Origin of the sequence: Streptomyces sp. NPDC002018 (assembly GCF_042890865.1) — a bacterium.
In the GTDB taxonomy this organism is placed as follows: Bacteria; Actinomycetota; Actinomycetes; order Streptomycetales; family Streptomycetaceae; genus Streptomyces.
The window spans coordinates 145,661-163,013 of record NZ_JBIASO010000004.1; the positions used below are offsets into that span (position 1 = coordinate 145,661).

The following is a 17,353-nucleotide window of genomic DNA, read 5'->3' on the forward strand; positions in this document are numbered from 1 at the left end:
AGGAGTAACGCGATGCCCCGATCCCTTGTCGAAGACGTGTGGCCGCTGTCCCCGCTCCAGGAGGGTCTGCTCTTCCACGCGGCCCTGGACGACCGCGGCGGCCCCGACGTCTACACCGTGCAGGCCGTCCTCGCGCTCGACGGACCGGTGGACGGCGCCCGGCTGCGCGCCGCCTGGGAGGCGCTGGTGGCCCGGCACGCGGCGCTGCGCGCCTGCTTCCGCCATGTCAGCGGCGCCCAGATGGTGCAGGTCATCGCCCGTGAGGTGACCCTGCCGTGGCGCGAGGAGGACGTCAGCGCACTGCCCGGGGAAGAGGCGAGGGCCGCCGCCGACCGGGTGGCCGGCGAGGAGCTGGCCCGGCGGTTCGACCTCGCGGCGGCCCCGCTGCTGCGGATCGCCTTGGTCAAGCTCGCCGAGGACCGGCACTGGATGACCGTCACCAGCCATCACGTACTGATGGACGGCTGGTCCATGCCGGTCGTGATGAGCGAGTTGTCCGCCCTGTACGCGGCCGGTGGCGGCGCCTGCGGGCTGCCGCCCACGGCCTCCTACCGTGACTACCTCGCCTGGCTGAACCGGCAGGACAAGCAGCGGGCACGGGACGTGTGGCGGGCCGAGCTGGCCGGTCTGGACGACCCCACGCTGGTCGCGCCCGCCGACCTCACCCGCCTGCCCGACTCCGGCTTCGTCCTCACCGACCTCTCCGAGGAGCTGACGCAGGGCCTGGTGAGCCTGTCACGCGGACACGGGCTGACCCTCAACACGGTCGTGCAGGGCGCCTGGGCGGTCGTGCTGGCGCAGCTCACCGGGCGCACCGACGTGGTGTTCGGCGCCACCGTCTCCGGCCGGCCCGCCGAACTGCCCGGCGTCGAGTCCATGGTGGGACTGCTGATCAACACCCTGCCGGTGCGGGTGCCCCTGGACGGGCGGCAGCCCGCCGTGGAGATGCTGACCGCCCTCCAGGAACGGCAGGCCGGGCTGATCGACCACCAGCACCTCGGACTGCCCGAGGTGCAGCGCCTCGGCGGCCCCGGCGCGGTCTTCGACACACTCGTCGTCTACGAGAACTTCCCGCACGCGCCCGGCAAACCCGGCTCCCAGGGCCTGTCCATGCGCCCGGCGAAGCTCTCCCGTGACACCGCCCACTACCCGTTCACCCTGGTCGTGGCCCCCGGTGACCGGCTGCACGTCAAACTCGACCACCAGCTGGAGCTGTTCGACCGCGGGACCACCGAGGCCGTGCTGGACCGGCTGATCCGGGTGCTGGACCAGTTCGTCGCGGACCCGCGGGTGCCCGTGGGGCGGCTCGCCCCGGTCGGCGGGCCGGAGCGGGAGCGGGTACTGCGGGAGTGGAACACCACCGAGGCGGCCCCGACCGGGAGTTCGGTGCCCGAGCTGTTCGCCGCGCAGGCGGCCCGCACCCCCGACGCGGTCGCCGTGGTCGACGGCAAGCGGACCGTGACGTACGCCGAACTCGACGCCGCCGCGGCCCGGTTGGCGGGCCACCTGGCGCGGCGGGGCGTGCGGCGCGGCCACCGGGTCGCCGTCCTCATGGAGCGCTCGGCCGATCTGCTGACCGCGCTGCTCGCGATCTGGCGGACGGGCGCCGCGTACGTGCCCGTGGATGTGACCAACCCGGCCGACCGGATCACGTTCCTGCTGAAGGACAGCGTGCCGGCAGCCGTGCTGTGCACCCGCTCCACCCGCACCGCCGTGCCCGGGGACACCCCGGTGGCGCCGCTCGTCCTCGACGACCTCGCCGCCGACGGGGACGCGCCGGCGCCGGTGGCGCGGGTCACCGCCGACGATGTCGCGTACGTGATGTACACCTCCGGCTCGACCGGGACACCCAAGGGCGTGGCCGTGCCGCACGGTGCGGTCGCCGCGCTCGCCGGGGACGCGGGCTGGGGCGTACGGGGGGACGACGCGGTGCTGCTGCACGCCCCGCACGCCTTCGACGCCTCGCTGTTGGAGATCTGGGTGCCGCTGGTGTCCGGGGCCCGCGTGGTGGTGGCGGAGCCGGGCGTGGTCGACGCCCTGCGGATCCGCGACGAGGTCGCCGCCGGGGTGACCGTCCTGCATGTGACCGCGGGCACCTTCCGGGTGCTCGCCGAAGAGGAGCCGGAGTGCTTCACCGGGCTGCGCGAGGTGTTCACCGGCGGCGACGTCGTCCCGGCACAGGCCGTGCGGCGGGTCCGGGACGTCTGCCCGGACTTGCGGATCGGGCATCTGTACGGGCCGACCGAGACCACGCTCTGCGCCACCTGGCACTTCGTCGCACCGGGCTCGCCCGACTCCGGCCCGCTGCCGATCGGCCGGCCGCTGGCGGGCCGCCGGGTCTATGTCCTGGACGCCTTCCTCCAGCCCGTACCGGCCGGGGTGCCCGGCGAGCTGTACCTCGCGGGTGAGGGCGTGGCGCACGGGTACGCCGGGCGGACCGTCCCGACCGCCCAGCGGTTCGTGGCCGACCCGTACGCCCACGGGCGGCGGATGTACCGCACCGGAGACCTGGCGCGATGGACGGACGACGGCGAACTGCTCTTCGTAGGCCGGGCCGACGACCAGGTCAAGATCCGGGGCTTCCGGGTGGAACCGGGCGAGGCGGAGGCCGCGCTCGCCGCGCAGCCCGGCGTCCGGCAGGCCGTCGTCGTCGCCCGTGACGACGGCCCCGGCGAGCGGCGGCTGATCGGCTACGTGGTCGCCGAGGAGCAGGATCTCGACCCCGAACAGGTCCGCGCACAGGTCGCCGAGGTGCTGCCGGAGTACATGGTCCCGGCGCTGGTGATGGCCATGGTCACGCTGCCCGTGACCGCCAACGGCAAGGTCGACCGCAAGGCGCTGCCCGCCCCCGACTTCGTCTCGCGGGTCGCCGGACGTGCCCCCGAGAGCGAGACCGAGCGGCTGATGTGCACGCTCTTCGCCGAGGTCCTCGTCCTCGACGAGGTCGGCGCCGAGGACAACTTCTTCGAACTCGGCGGCGACTCCGGCCTCGGGATGCGCCTGGCCCGCCGGATCCGTGAGGAACTCGGTGTCGACCTGCCCATCCGACGGCTGTTCTCGGCGCCCACTCCGGCCGGGGTGGCCCGCGCGCTCGCCGCCAAGGTCCGGCCCGTGCTCCGGCGGGTCGAGGACCGCCCGGACCCGCTGCCCGTCACCGCGGGACAGCTCCGCACCTGGCTGCTGGACCGGCTCGCCGGCGACGGCGGGGCCGCGCCCGCGCACCACGCGCTCGCGCTGCGGATGCGCGGCGCCCTCGACCGGGACGCGCTGACGGCGGCGCTGGGCGATGTCGCCGACCGGCACGAGATCCTGCGCACCGTCTTCCCCGGCGCCGGTCGCTCGGTGCGCCAGCGGGTGCTCGAACCGGAGGCCGGGCGGCCCGCGCTCCATCTCACCGAGGCCCGCGAGGAGGAACTGCCCGCACTGCTCGGGCGGGCGACGGCCCGCACCTTCGACCTCACCCGCGAAGTGCCCTGGACCCACACCCTGTTCGCCCTCTCCGACACCGACCACGTCCTGCACCTGCTCGTGCACCGCATCGCCGCGGACGCGCAGTCGACCGGCGTGCTGATGCGCGACCTGGCCGCGGCTTACGGCGCCCGGCGCCGGGGACGTGCCCCCGAACGGGCGCCGCTGCCGCTGCAGTTCGCCGACTACGCGCTGTGGGAGCGGGAACTGCTGAGCGGCGAGCAGGACCGCGAGACCCTCGCCTGGGACGAGATCCAGTTCTGGCGTGGCGCCCTCGAAGGCGTCCCCGAGGGCCTGGAGCTGCCCACGGACCGCGTCCGCCCGGCGTTGCCCACCCGCCGGGCCGGATCCGTGCCGATCCGGTTGGACGCCGAGGCGCACGCCCGGCTCACCGCGGCGGCCGAAGCGTCGGGGGCCTCCCTGTTCAGCGCGGTCCAGGCGGCACTCGCGCTGCTGCTGGGCAGGCTCGGTGCGACCGACGACGTCACCGTCGGCACCGTGCTGCCGCGCAATGACGACGAGGTCGAGCTGGAAGGCCTGGTCGGCGCCTTCGAACGGCCCCTCGCCCTGCGCACGGACCTCTCCGGCGACCCCGCCTTCGCCGAACTGCTCGGCCGGGTGCACGAGGCGGGCCGTGAGGCCCGCCGCCGCCAGGACGTGCCCTTCGCCCGGCTGCTGGAGGCACTCGGCCTGCCGCCCACCCCCGACCGCCACCCCGTCTTCCAGGTCGCCCTCGACGTCCGCGACGAGGGCGAGGACCCGTGGGACGCCTGGCAGCTGCCGGGGCTGAACAGCAGCCCCGTCGGCCTGGGCACCGACGCCATGGAGTTCGACCTCTCCCTCCGCCTCGACGAGACCGAGGACTTCGACGGCGCCCCCGGCGGCCTGACGGGCGAACTGCGTTACGCCACCGACCTGTTCGACCAGGACACGGCGGTCACGTTCGCCTCGCGCCTGGTCCGGGTCGTGGAACAGGTCGCCGACGACCCGGACCTGCGGGTCGGGGACGTCGACCTGCTGCTGGACGACACCGAGCGGCGGGCGGCCCTGGGGTCCGGCGACGACGCCGGCACCGAACCGCCCGCGACGACGGTCGTCGAGGCGCTGGCCGCGCGGGCGGCCGCCACGCCCGACGCGGTCGCCGTGGCGGACGCGTCCGGGTCGCTCACGTACGCCGAGCTGGACGTGGCGGCGCGGACACTGGCCCGGCGGCTCGCGGCCCGGGGGATCGGCGCCGAGGACGTCGTCGCCGTGGACCAGCCCACGGGCGCCGGGCTGGTCGGCACGGTGGCCGGGGTGCTGCGGTCCGGCGCCGCGTTCCGACTGGCCTCCGGCCCGGCCCGGCCACCCGGGGAGACCCGCCCCACCGCCGTGGTCACCACCGCGGCCGGCGCCGCGTCCTGGGGGCCCGCCGAGGACATCCCCGTGCTGCTCACGGACGCCGGTGACGCCCCCGCCGGCGACGAGACCCCCCGCCCCCCGCTCCCCGGCCACCCGGCCCTGCTGCTCCCCGAGGCGGGCGGGGACGGCTCCCACGCGGTCGTCGAGCACCGCGCGCTCGCCGCCCGCGTCGCGCACCGCGCGCTCACCTCGCCCGTCTCCGGGACGACCCTGCTGGACACCCGCGTGCCGGGTGCGTCCCTGATCGTCCCGCTGCTCGCCACCCTGAGCGCCGGAGGCACCGCGCGCTTCGGCACACCCTCCGCCGGTGGGGCGGGCGCCGACCTCCTGGTCACCACCGGCGTCCTGTTCGCCGGACAGGACCCGGGCGCACCGCGGTACCCGGAGATCCTGGTCGTCGACGAGGAGCCGCACCGGATCCCCGCGGCCACCACCCGGGTCACCGGGCACGCCCTCCCCGAGACCGGCGGCACCTGGCTGGAGGCGCGGCTCGGCCCCGGCGAGTACCCGCCCGCCTCCGGGCTCCCGGCCGGACGGCCCCTCCCGGGCACCCTCGCCTATGTCCTGGACGACCGGCTGCGCCCGGTCCCCGTCGGCGTCGAGGGGGAGCTGTACGTGGCGGGCGCCACCCTCGCGCGGGGATACGCGGGACGGCCCGCGCCGACCGCCGAGCGGTTCGTCGCCGACCCGTACCGGCCCGGCGGCCGGATGCTGCGGACCGGCGAGCGGGCGAGGCGCGACGGCGAGGGCGTGCTGTCGCTGCGCGACCGGCGGATCTCGCGGGCCGTCAGGCCGGTGGGCGCAGGCGGCGGCGAACTGGGCGTGCTGCTGCCGCTGCGCCCCGAGGGCAGCCGGGCACCGCTGTTCTGCCTTCACCCGAGCATGGGCCTGAGCTGGTCGTACGCGGCGCTGGTGCCGTATCTGCCGGCCGACCTCCCGGTGTACGGCGTGCAGGCGCGGGGGCTCGCCGGGCCCGAGGAACTGCCGCACAGCATCGAGGAGATGGCCGCCGACTACGCCGACGAGATCCGCGCGGTGCAGCCCGAGGGCCCCTACCACCTGCTCGGCTGGTCCTTCGGCGGCATGATCGCCCAGGCGATCGCCTGCCGGCTGGAGGAGCTGGGCGAGGAGGTCGCGCTGCTCGCGCTGCTCGACGCCTACCCCAGCAGCGCCGGGAAGTCGGTCTCCCGGGACCGCGGGATCTCCCGCGAGGAGCAGATGTCGTCCCTGATGGAGCAGGAGATCGAGGTGTCGGCGGGCGTCGACGCGCGCGGCAACCTGGGGGACCGGGTGCTGTCGCGGATGCAGGAGGTGCTCGGCAACATGGCCCGGTTCGCGCCCGGCCACACCCCGCGCCGCTTCGGCGGTGACGTCCTGCTGTTCATCGCCGCCCACGACCGCCCGGACGAACTGCCCGCCCCCGCGGCCAGGGCCGGCTGGGAGCCCTTCACCGGCGGCACGATCGAGGCCCACGAGATCCCGGTCGACCACTACCGGATGCTCCACCCCGGACATCTCCCGCCGGTGGGCCGCGTCCTCACCGAAAGACTCACCGCTTCCGAGTGACCCATGTGAAATGCGCGAGCCCGACATCCGACAGCACCGAGACAGAGAGCGAAGGACACATGACGAACCCTTTCGACAACGAGAACGGCACCTTCCTCGTACTCGTCAACGACGAGGGCCAGCACTCGCTCTGGCCCGCGTTCGCGGAGATACCGCAGGGCTGGACCACCGCGTTCGGCGAGGCGAGCCGGGCGGAATGCCTGGAATTCGTCGAGCAGCACTGGACCGACATGCGGCCCAAGAGCCTCATCGCCCGGACACAGGGCGCCACCTCGGCCTGATCGGCGGACCACGGGCGGAAGGAGACGCGTGAACACCGAACAGGTGACCGCCGTGGTCATCGGCGACGTCGCGCTCATCGTCGTCGCCTCCTGGCTCCTGGGCGCGTTGGCCCGCCGGCTCGGACAGCCGACCGTGATCGGGCAGATCGCGGCCGGTGTCGCCCTCGGCCCCACCCTGCTCGGCCGGCTGCCGGGCGATCCGACGAAGACCCTCTTCCCACCGGAGGTGCTGCCGTTCCTGACGGTGCTCTCCCAGGTCGCCGTCGTGATCTTCATGTTCCTCGCCGGATACGAGATCAACTACCGGCAACTGCGCAGCGGCGGCCGGTCCGTGCTGGCGGTGGCCGCGCTGGCGCTGCTGGTCCCGGCCGGGCTCGGCACCGGCGCGGCGACCCTCCTCGACGGGATGTTCACCGCGGTCGAACCGGACGCGGGCGGGCGCACGTTCGTGATGTTCATGGCGGTGGCCTGCTCGGTGACCGCGCTGCCGGTGCTGGTGGCGATCGTCCGCGAGCGCGGCATGGCGGGCACGCCCACCGGCACCGTCGCCACCACCGCGGCCGGGATCATGGACGTGGCCGCCTGGCTGGTGCTGGCCGCCGCGTTCGCCGGCACCGCTCACTCCTCGGGGCCGTCGTGGCTGACGGCGCTGGTGCTGATCGTGCTGTTCAGCGCGGTCATGTTCCTCCTCGTACGGCCCCTGCTCGACCGGCTGCTGCGGCGCTCGGAGTCATCGCTGCTCAGCCCGGTGCCGCTGGCGCTGGGACTCGCCCTGGGCAGCGCCTGGGTGACGTCCGAGCTGGGGCTGCACCCGGTGTTCGGCGGCTTCCTCGCGGGCCTGGTCATGCCCCGCCGCAACGAGGTCCCGGACGCTGAGGTGCTCCAGCCGATGGAGCAGACCGCGGGGCTGCTCCTGCCGCTGTTCTTCGTCACCACCGGGCTGAAGTTCGACGTCGGCACGCTCGACGCCGACGGGCTGGTGCTGCTGGCGCTGATCCTGGGCATCGCCGTCGTCGGCAAGCTCGGCCCGGCGTACGCGGCGTGCCGGTTCACCGGACTCGCCCCCCGTCAGTCGGCGCGGGTGGCCGCACTGGTGAACACCCGCGGGCTCACCGAACTGATCGTGCTCAACGTGGCGCTCGAAGCCGGCGTGATCGGCCCCGGGCTTTTCACGGTGCTCGTCCTCATGGCCCTTGTCACCACTTTCATGACCGGGCCGCTGCTGACCTTGATCGGACGAAATGAGCGTCCGGAAAAAGAAATTGGACGGGTTGACGAGCCCGCCGGACAAATTCAGGCTCAATGAGAACGCAGACACGGACAGGGAGTTGGCTGTGGCAGCAAAGACCGAAGAATTCGACGTGGCCGTCGTCGGCGGCGGACCCGCCGGTTCCACCCTCGCCGCACTCGTCGCCAAACAAGGACACCGGGTCGTCGTACTCGAAAAGGAGAAATTCCCGCGCTACCAGATCGGTGAATCGCTGCTGCCGTCCACCATTCACGGCGTGTGCCGGCTCTCCGGTGCCGCGGACGATCTCGCCAAGGCGGGCTTCCCGCTCAAGCGCGGCGGCACCTTCCGCTGGGGTGCCCGGCCGGAGCCCTGGACCTTCTCCTTCTCCGTCTCACCCCGCATGGCCGGTCCGACCTCCGTGGCGTACCAGGTCGAGCGATCCAAGTTCGACGACATCCTGCTGACGAACGCCCGCAAACAGGGCGCCGACGTCCGGGAGGGCTGCTCGGTGCGTGGGGTCGTCGAGGACGGCGAGCGGGTCCGCGGGCTCGCCTACACCGACGCCGACGGCATCGAGCGCGAGATCAGCGCCCGGTACGTCGTCGACGCCTCCGGCAACAAGAGCCGGCTGTACAACAAGGTCGGCGGCACCCGCGAGTACTCCGACTTCTTCCGCAGCCTCGCCCTCTTCGGCTACTTCGAGAACGGCAGGCGGATGCCCGAGCCCAACCGCTTCAACATCCTCTGCGTGGCCTTCGAGAGCGGCTGGTTCTGGTACATCCCGCTCAGCGACACCCTGACCAGCGTCGGCGCCGTCGTCCGGCGGGAGATGGCCGAGAAGATCCAGGGCGACCCGGAGAAGGCGCTGCGGGGGCTGATCGACGAGTGCCCGATGATCGCCGACTACCTCTCCGACGCCACCCGCGTCACCGAGGGCCAGTACGGCGAGATCCGGGTCCGCAAGGACTACTCGTACCACCACACCACCTTCACCCGGCCCGGCATGATGCTCGTCGGCGACGCCGCCTGCTTCGTCGACCCGGTCTTCTCCTCCGGCGTGCACCTGGCCACCTACAGCTCGCTGCTCGCCGCCCGCTCCCTCAACAGCGTCCTGGAGGGCAAGGTCGACGAGGACGCCGCGATGCGGGAGTTCGAGGCCCGTTACCGGCGCGAGTACGGCGTCTTCTACGAGTTCCTCGTCTCCTTCTACGAGATGCACCGCGACGAGAACTCCTATTTCTGGCAGGCCAAGAAGGTCACCGCGAACAGCGAGCCGGAGCTCCAGTCGTTCGTCGAGCTGATCGGCGGTGTCTCCTCCGGCGAGCAGGGCCTGATGAACGCCGAGGCGCTGGGCGAGCGGCTGGCGGAGAACTCCCAGGAGTTCGCCACCGCCGTGGAGAAGTACGCCGCGAACGACGACGGCAGCTCCGTACCGCTGTTCACCTCCTCCGTGGTGCGCAACGCCATGCAGGAGGCGGGCCAGGTGCAGATGCGGGCGCTGCTCGGCGAGGACGCCGAACCCGAGGCGCCCCTGTTCCCCGGCGGTCTGGTCTCCTCCGCGGACGGCATGTACTGGCTGCCGGCCACGACCGGCTGAGGGAGGCGAGACCCCACCATGGCGTCCCGTGACGTCCCCGTGTACAGCCGCCGGGACCGGTTCGACCCGGTCCCGGAGCTGGTCGGGCTGCGCACCGAGTGTCCGGTGCTGCGCACCGAACTGCACGGCGGCCTCTCCAGCCAGGTCGTCGGCTGGCTGGTCACCGGCAGCGACGAGTCCCGTGAGGTGCTCAGCGACCAGCACCGGTTCACCATGCTTCCGCCCGCCGACACCGAGGCGCAGTCCCGCAGGCTCCAGAACATCGGCAACCTCCTGCACTACGACCCGCCGGAGCACACCCGGCTGCGCAGGATGCTCAACCCCGAGTTCACCATGCGGCGTCTGCGGCGGCTCCAGCCGCGCATCGATGACGTCGTCGAGGAGTGCCTCGACGTGATGGAGCAGACCGGGGCACCGGCCGACCTGATGCACCACTTCGCCTGGCAGATCCCGGGCCAGACCGCCTGCGAACTGCTGGGCGTGCCTCAGGACGACCGGGCGGAGCTGTCCCGCCAGCTCGACATCACCCGCGACGACGGCCGCGGCCGGGCCCGCCAGATGGCGGCCGGCCGGGCCTTCCGCGCCTACTTCCAGCAACTCACCGCACGGCAGCGCCGGGACCCCGGTGACGATCTGCTGGGCATGCTGGTGCGCGAGTACGGCGACGAGATCACCGACGAGGAACTGGAGGGCCTGGCCGCGTCGCTGACCTCCGCCGGCATCGAGAACGTCGCCAGCATGCTGGGGCTCGGCACCCTCGCGCTCCTCGAACACCCCGAGCAGCTCGCGAGGCTGCGCGAGGACCCCGGCCTCATCGACCGCGCGGTGGAGGAACTGCTGCGCTACGTCTCGGTGATCCCGACCCTCTCGCCGCGCACCGCGCTGGAGGACGTGCCGCTCGGCGGCCACGTGCTGCCGAAGGGGGAGCGGGTCATCTGCTCCGCCTTCGCGGCGAACCGGATCGCCGCCCCCGGCGACGATTCCAAGGACGGCTTCGACATCGCCCGTGAACCGGTGCCGCACATGGCGTTCGGGCACGGCGTGCACCACTGCCTGGGCGCCCCGCTGGCCCGGATGCAACTGCGCACCGCCTACCTGGCGTTGTTGCGGCGCTTCCCGGACCTGCGGCTCGCCGTTCCGCACGACGAGATCCGGTTCCGCATGCCGTCCTCACGGGTCTACTCCGTGGACGCACTGCCGGTGACCTGGTAGGAGGACAACGCTCATGCCGCAGCAGACCCCACAGCAGACCCCACAGCAAGCCCCACAGCAAGCCCCACAGCAAGCCCCACAGCAAGCCCCACAGCAAGCCCCACAGCAAGCCCCGCAGCAGGCACCGCGGGCACAGGCGTACCCCGAACTGCTCTACACCCGGCGCACCCGCTTCGACCCGGCGGACGACCTGCGGGCCGCGGCCCCCCTGAGCAGGTACGTCATCGGCCCCAACGAGTCCGACGAATGGGTCTGGCTCGCCACCGGCTACGCCGAGGTCCGCCGTATCCTCGGCGACCACACCAACTTCAGCACTCGTCGCCGTTGGGGCGCCGAAGGACCGGACTGGCGCCCGCCGGAGCTGGTGGGACACCTGATGGACTACGACCCGCCGGAGCACACCCGGCTGCGTCAGATGCTCACTCCCGAGTTCACCGTACGGCGGCTGCGCCGGCTGGAGCAGGACATCGAGGCGATCATCGAGGAGCGCCTGGACACCGTCGAGGCCGCCGGACCGGGCGCCGATCTGATGCCGCTGTTCGCCCAGCCCGTGCCGGGCGAGGTGCTGTGCGAGCTGATCGGCGTGCCGCGCGACGACCGGGCCGAGTTCCTGCGCCACTGCCACCGGCATCTGGACTTCTCCCGCAGCCGCAAGGTGCGGGCGGCCGACGGCGCCGCGTTCTCCCGCTACCTGGTGTCCATGGTGGCGCGGCAGCGCGAGGACCCCGACGACGGGTTCATCGGCGCGCTGGTGCGCGAGCACGGCGACCGCTTCACCGACGACGAGATGCGCGGCGTGTGCGTGGTGCTGATCCTCGCCGGCATCGACAACATCGAGGGCATGTTCGGCCTCGGCGTCCTGGCGATGCTGGAGAACCCGGACCAGTTGCCGCTGCTGCTCGGCCGACGCGACGGCGAGGGCCGGGCCTCCCGATCGGCCAAGGGCGACGGCGGCCGGCTCGCCTCCGACCGCGCCCTGGACGAGCTGATCCGCTACATGTCGGTGGCGAACGCGCCCACCCCGCGCACCGCCGTGCACGACGTGACCATCGGCGACCAGGTGATCAAGGCCGGCGAGACCGTCATCTGCTCGCTCACCATGGCCAACCGCGACCCGGCCCTCACCGAAGGACCGGACCGGCTCGACCTCGCCCGCGAGCCGGTCGCCCATGTCGCCTTCGGCCACGGCCTCCACCACTGTCTGGGCGCCGCGCTGGCCCGCACGGAGCTGCGCCTCGCCTACCAGGCGCTGTGGCGGCGCTTCCCGGACCTGCGGCTCGCCGTGCCCGCCGAGGAGGTGCGCTTCTACAACCGCGCGCTCGCCCACGGAGTGCACCGGCTGCCGGTCGCCTGGTGACCGGCTGAAAGGAGACGGCAGACCGATGGAGATCCGGATCGACCGCGACAAGTGTGTGAGCGGCGGCGTCTGCGCGATGTTCGCGCCCCAGGTCTTCGACCAGGACGACGAGGGCATGGGCGTCGTCGACAACGCCGCACCGGCCGCGGAACTCGCCGCGGCCGTGCGGTCGGTCGTCTGGCGCTGCCCGGGGCACGCCATCACGGTCCACGACCAGGAACCGGCGCCCGCGGAGACGGCCCCCGAGCCGCGCCGCTGAGCCGCCGGGAAGAGCGAGGGGGAGGGACCGGGTCACCCGGCCCCTCCCCCTTCGCTTCGTGCCGCGCTACCCGCTCCCGCCGCCCGGTGCCCGCAGCGTCTCCAGCCGCCGTGCCTCGGCGACCCCCGCGCACCCGGCCAGCCCCAGCGCGTCCGTCAGTTCGGCGGCCAGGAGTTCCAGCACCCGCCGGACGCCGTCCTCGCCGCCGGCCGCCAGGCCCCAGACCGGGGCGCGGCCCACCAGCACACCCGACGCGCCGAGCGCCAGGGCCTTGAGGATGTCCGTGCCGCCGCGCACCCCGCCGTCCAGGAGGATCTCGCAGGCCCCGCCGACGGACGCCACCACGCCGGGCAGGGCGTCCACAGAGGTCATCGCGCCGTCCAGCTGGCGGCCACCGTGGTTGGAGACCACCAGGGCGTCGACGCCGTGCTCCACCGCGCGCCGCGCGTCCTGGGGGGCCAGCACGCCCTTGAGCACGATCGGCAGCCGGGTGCACGCGCGCAGCCGCTCCACGGACGACCAGGTCAGGGACCGGGAGAAGGTCTCGGCCGTGTGCACGGCCACCGCCGACGCGCCGTCGTCGCCGTGGTGCGCCGTCGAGGCCCCGCCGCCCAGATGGACCGCGCGGACGTGGTCCGGCAGCGCGAACCCGTTGCGGACATCACGCAGCCGACGGCCCATCCACGGCACGTCGACGGTGAGCACGATCGCCTCGCAGCCGGCCGCCTCCGCCCTGCGGACCAGATCCAGCGTCCGCCCGGTGTCCCGCAGCCAGTACAGCTGGAACCACACCGAGCCGCCGACCGCCGTGACCTCCTCCACCGGCGCACTGCTCAGGGTCGCCACGGTGAACGGCACACCCGCCGCCTTCGCGGCCCGCGCGGTCGCCACCTCGCCCTCGGGATGGACCAGCCGGTGGTACGCCACCGGCCCGATCGCCACCGGCAGCCGTACCGCCCGCCCCAGCAGCGTCGCCTCCGTACCGCACCCGGACACGTCGTTGAGGACCCGGGGCCGCACGAACACACCGTCGAACGCCGCCCGGTTGGCCGCCAGCGACAGCTCCCGGCCGCTGCCCCCGGCGATGAAGTCCCACACGTCGGGCGGCAGCGCCGCCGCGGCGGCCCGCTCGACGTCGTCCATGTCGAGCGGGACCGCCACCGGGCCCCGGCCGGCGTCACCGGGGGCCATGCTGCCCGGTCTTCTCCAGTTCCACCGCCTCGTACAGCGCCTTGATGTTGGCGCTGCCGAAGGTGCCCGCGCCCTGCCGCTCGATGATCTCGAAGAACAGCGTGTGCTTGGGGTGCGTGGAGGCGGTGAATATCTGGAACAGCTGACCGCCGTGGTCCTCGTCCGCGAGCAGCCGTGTCTCCCGCAGCATGTCGATGGAGTGCGTCTCCAGCGCGATACGGCCCTCCAGCAGGTCGTAGTAGGTGTCCGGGGTGTTCAGGAAGCGGACACCGCGGTCGCGCAGCGCGCGGACCGAGCGCACGGCGTCGTCGCTGGAGAAGGCGATGTGCTGGATGCCGGCCCCGTCGTGGTTTTTCAGGAACTCGTCGATCTGCCCCGGCTCGGCCCTGGTGTCGGGCTCGATCAGGGTGAGGGTCACCGCGCCGTTCGGGCTCTGCACCACCTTCGACTCCATCGCCTGCGCGCCGACGGCGATCCGCTCCTCGAAGATCTCATGGAAACCGAGGGCGTTGCGGTAGAGCCGCACGGTCGTGTCGAGGTCCCCCGCGGGGAGGCAGACCGCGAAGTGGTCGATCTCCAGCAGCCCCACCTCGCGGGAGAAGGACGGCTGGTGACCGGCGACGGGAGTGAACCCGGCCGGAAGCCCGCCCGGCGCACCGGGCTCGCGCTCCACCAGCGTGTGGACGATGTCCCCGAAGCCGCCGATGAGCGCGGTCGCACGCGGCCCGTCCTCGGAAGTCCGCTCCGGCCCGCGCAGCGCACGGGCCCCGCCGGACACGGCGGAGGTGAACGCGGCGCCCGCGTCCCGGGTGCGCAGCGCGATGTCGGCGACGCCGTCGCCGTGGGCCGGGAGATACGCGGACGCGGGGTGCCGGTCGCTCAGCGGGGTCGTCAGGACCAGGGTGATCCCGCCGTGCCGGAGCGCGACGCCGCGGTGATCGGCGCCGACGCTCTCGCCGGCCACGGAGAAACCGTAGGTGTCCTGCCACCCCCGGGCCGCTGTCTCCAGGTCCTCCACGAACAGCTCGACATAGTCGATCGTGTAATGGCTGATGGGTTTGCTTCCGCTCGCTCGATCATTCATGACGGTCCCTGGATCGAAGAAGGATCGGAAATTGCGGGCCCAACCGTACAACTCGATCCGCGAATACCGCACGTGTCAAATCTGGGCACCCGTGTCAAAGGAGCGGCATTGTCGCAGTTGGTCAAGTGCGTGATACTGGCCCACATGCCGATCCGGGAAAATCTTGCGGAATTGAGTGCGGAGCCGCTGCACACATCGCTCAACGCTGCGTCCATGGAGTCGATGAATCTGCTGAACAATATTGCCGGAGCCTATCCCGACGCAATATCGTTCGCGGCCGGCCGACCCTACGAGGGATTCTTCGACACGGATCAGGTCCATGAATACCTGAAGGTGTTCACGGACCATCTGCGAAGCGAGCGGGGAATGACGCGGCAGCAGGTCTCCCGCACCCTCCTCCAGTACGGCGACACCAAGGGCGTGATCACCGAACTGATCGCCCGCAACCTCGCCGTCGACGAGGGCATCGACGCCGACCCGCGCTCCGTCGTCGTCACCGTCGGCTTCCAGGAGGCGCTGTTCCTGGTGCTGCGCGCCCTGCGCGCCGACGACCGTGACGCGCTGCTTGCCCCGTCCCCCACCTATGTCGGTCTCACCGGCGCCGCCCTGCTCACCGATCTGCCGGTGCTGCCCGTGCGCTCCGGGGAACACGGGCTCGACCTGGGGGAGTTGGTACGCCTGCTGCGCGCCTCGCGCGACGCCGGCCGCCGTGTGCGCGCCTGCTACGTCACGCCGGACTTCGCCAACCCCGTCGGCGTCAGCATGACCGTCGCCGACCGGCACCGGCTGCTGGAGATCGCCGCGTCGGAGGGCCTCCTGCTGCTGGAGGACAACCCCTACGGGATCTTCCACCGCACCCCGGACCGACGCCCGCCCACACTGAAGTCGCTCGACACCGAGAGCCGGGTCGTCTACCTCGGCTCCTTCGCCAAGAGCGGTGTGGCGGGCGCGCGGGTCGGCTTCGCGGTCGCCGACCAGCCGGTGGGCGGCGGACTGCTCGCCGACGAGCTGTCGAAGATCAAGAGCATGCTGACGGTGAACACCTCACCGATCGCCCAGGCCGTCATCGGCGGCAAGCTGATCGCCAACGACTTCAGCCTGGTGGCCGCCAACGCCAGGGAAACCGCCGTGTACCAGAGCAATCTGACTCAGGTCCTGGAAGGGCTCGCCAAGCGGTTCAGGGAGTGCGAGGGGGTGACCTGGAACGAACCCGACGGCGGGTTCTTCGTGGTCGTCACCGTGCCGTTCACCGTGGACGACGCCTTCCTGGAGTACGCGGGGCGCGAGCACGGCGTGCTGTTCACGCCCATGCACCACTTCTTCGGAGCGGGCACCGACTCCCGCCAACTGCGGCTGTCCATCAGCACCTTGACCCCGGAGCGGATCGAGGAGGGGCTCGACCGGCTGGCCGCCGCCGTCACCTCACGCCTGCCCGGCGGCACCACCGCCGGCGGCACCACCGCCGGCGTCGCCACCGGGGCGGTCTCGTGATCCGCACCCTGGCCGTCGTCGGCACCGGACTGATCGGCACCTCGGTGGCGCTCGCCGCCGTGCGGCGCGGCGTCACCGTCCACCTCCTCGACACCGACGCGTCCGCGGTCCGCACCGCCGAGCTGCTCGGCGCCGGCACCGCGCGGCCACCCGGGGAACCGGTGGACCTCGCGGTGCTCGCCGTACCGCCGAGCAAGGTCGCCGACGTGCTCTCGGAACAGCAGGCGCGGGGCCTGGCGCGCAGTTACACGGACGTGGCCAGCGTCAAGGCCGGCCCGGAGCGCGAGGTGCTGGCCCGCGCCCCGCGGCCCGCGCACTTCGTCGGCGGCCACCCGATGGCCGGCCGGGAGCGCTCCGGGCCGCTCGCCGCGCGCCCCGATCTCTTCCAGGGCCGGACGTGGGTGCTCACCCCCTCCCGGCTCACCTCCAAGCGCGCCTTCGACCGGGCCCTGGAGCTGATCGCCCTGTGCGGAGGGGTGCCTGCGGTCATGCAGAGTTCGGCCCACGACGAGACCGTGGCGATCACCTCCCACGCCCCGCACCTCATGGCCAGCCTGGTCGCGGCACGGCTCGGCGGCCGCTCGCCGGTCACCGCGCTCCTGGTCGGCCAGGGGTTCCGGGACGCCACCCGGATCGCCCGCGGCGAGGCCCGGCTGTGGACCGACATCATCGAGACCAACGCCGCCGAGATCGCCGGCGTCCTCAGCGCCCTGGAGAGCGATCTCACCCAACTGCTCACGGCGATGCGGGACCTGTCGGCGCGGGATCCGCGGAACCGGGCGCAGAGCCGGCGGAACCTCACCGCCCTGCTGGAACGCGGTGTCGCCGCGCTGGAGTCGCTGCCCGCCCCGGCACCCGGCCCGCTCGCCGCCGACACCGCCCGGGTCGACGTCACCATTGCCGAGCGTCCGGGCGAACTCGCCCGGCTCCTCGACACCGCGGCCGGATACGGCGCCGGCCCCGACACCGTCGCCGCGCCGGTGGCCCCGCACGGCCCGGACGGACCGCTGGTCATCCGGTTCGGGCTGGCTCCGGCCGAGGCGGCCACCCTGGCGGAGAAACTGGCCGCCGCGGGCTGGGACGTCGTCCGCGAGGACGACGTACCCGACGGGAGGGCACCCGCTCTCGTCGGAGCTCCCGGCTGACCGCACCCGCTCCCCCGGCACACCCCACCCGCTCTCCCGGCACACCGGAACCCTCCCCGGCCGAGTGGCC

11 protein-coding genes are annotated in these 17,353 nt (G+C 73.0%); 9 read left to right on the top strand and 2 right to left on the bottom strand.

Annotation, left to right across the window (positions count from 1 at the left end; translation table 11 throughout):
- The first annotated feature begins 12 nt into the window (after positions 1 to 12).
- Genes ACFYYH_RS08240 through ACFYYH_RS08270 form a run of 7 tightly spaced genes read left to right on the top strand, consistent with a single transcriptional unit; the run spans position 13 to position 12,372 of the window.
- On the top strand, positions 13 to 6,435 hold the full coding sequence (locus tag ACFYYH_RS08240) for an amino acid adenylation domain-containing protein (protein WP_388547544.1): 6,423 nt from the start codon (positions 13 to 15) through the stop codon (positions 6,433 to 6,435).
- A gap of 59 nt (positions 6,436 to 6,494) precedes the next feature.
- Positions 6,495 to 6,716, top strand: a complete 222-nt coding sequence (locus ACFYYH_RS08245; RefSeq protein ID WP_388547547.1) for an MbtH family protein — start codon at positions 6,495 to 6,497, stop codon at positions 6,714 to 6,716.
- Positions 6,717 to 6,744: 28 nt separating this feature from the next.
- On the top strand, positions 6,745 to 8,022 hold the full coding sequence (locus ACFYYH_RS08250) for a cation:proton antiporter (RefSeq protein WP_388547550.1): 1,278 nt from the start codon (positions 6,745 to 6,747) through the stop codon (positions 8,020 to 8,022).
- A gap of 28 nt (positions 8,023 to 8,050) precedes the next feature.
- Entirely contained in the window at positions 8,051 to 9,544 is a 1,494-nt protein-coding gene (locus ACFYYH_RS08255) for a tryptophan 7-halogenase (protein WP_388547552.1), read from the top strand.
- 18 nt (positions 9,545 to 9,562) lie between these two features.
- Positions 9,563 to 10,756: a cytochrome P450 gene (locus tag ACFYYH_RS08260; protein ID WP_388547555.1), complete on the top strand. Its 1,194-nt coding sequence runs from the start codon at positions 9,563 to 9,565 to the stop codon at positions 10,754 to 10,756.
- Between the two features lie 13 nt (positions 10,757 to 10,769).
- Positions 10,770 to 12,113, top strand: a complete 1,344-nt coding sequence (locus tag ACFYYH_RS08265; RefSeq protein WP_388547557.1) for a cytochrome P450 — start codon at positions 10,770 to 10,772, stop codon at positions 12,111 to 12,113.
- Between the two features lie 25 nt (positions 12,114 to 12,138).
- On the top strand, positions 12,139 to 12,372 hold the full coding sequence (locus ACFYYH_RS08270) for a ferredoxin (RefSeq protein WP_388547559.1): 234 nt from the start codon (positions 12,139 to 12,141) through the stop codon (positions 12,370 to 12,372).
- Positions 12,373 to 12,438: 66 nt separating this feature from the next.
- On the opposite strand, the gene ACFYYH_RS08275 is transcribed toward ACFYYH_RS08270, so the two are convergent.
- A complete protein-coding gene (locus ACFYYH_RS08275) occupies positions 12,439 to 13,563 on the bottom strand; it encodes an alpha-hydroxy acid oxidase (protein WP_388547561.1) in 1,125 nt (374 codons plus the stop codon).
- Positions 13,550 to 14,647, bottom strand: a complete 1,098-nt coding sequence (hppD, locus tag ACFYYH_RS08280; protein ID WP_388547563.1) for a 4-hydroxyphenylpyruvate dioxygenase — start codon at positions 14,645 to 14,647, stop codon at positions 13,550 to 13,552. Before hppD ends, ACFYYH_RS08275 begins: the two co-directional genes overlap by 14 nt.
- A 144-nt stretch (positions 14,648 to 14,791) precedes the next feature.
- Between hppD and ACFYYH_RS08285 the strand changes: the two genes are divergently transcribed.
- Positions 14,792 to 16,138 carry a PLP-dependent aminotransferase family protein gene (locus tag ACFYYH_RS08285; RefSeq protein WP_388547564.1) on the top strand — a complete coding sequence of 449 codons (1,347 nt, stop codon included), beginning with the start codon at positions 14,792 to 14,794 and terminating at the stop codon, positions 16,136 to 16,138.
- Positions 16,135 to 17,283 (top strand): prephenate dehydrogenase, encoded by a 1,149-nt coding sequence (locus tag ACFYYH_RS08290; protein ID WP_388547567.1) that lies wholly within the window; start codon positions 16,135 to 16,137, stop codon positions 17,281 to 17,283. Before ACFYYH_RS08285 ends, ACFYYH_RS08290 begins: the two co-directional genes overlap by 4 nt.
- Positions 17,284 to 17,353: the final 70 nt, after the last annotated feature.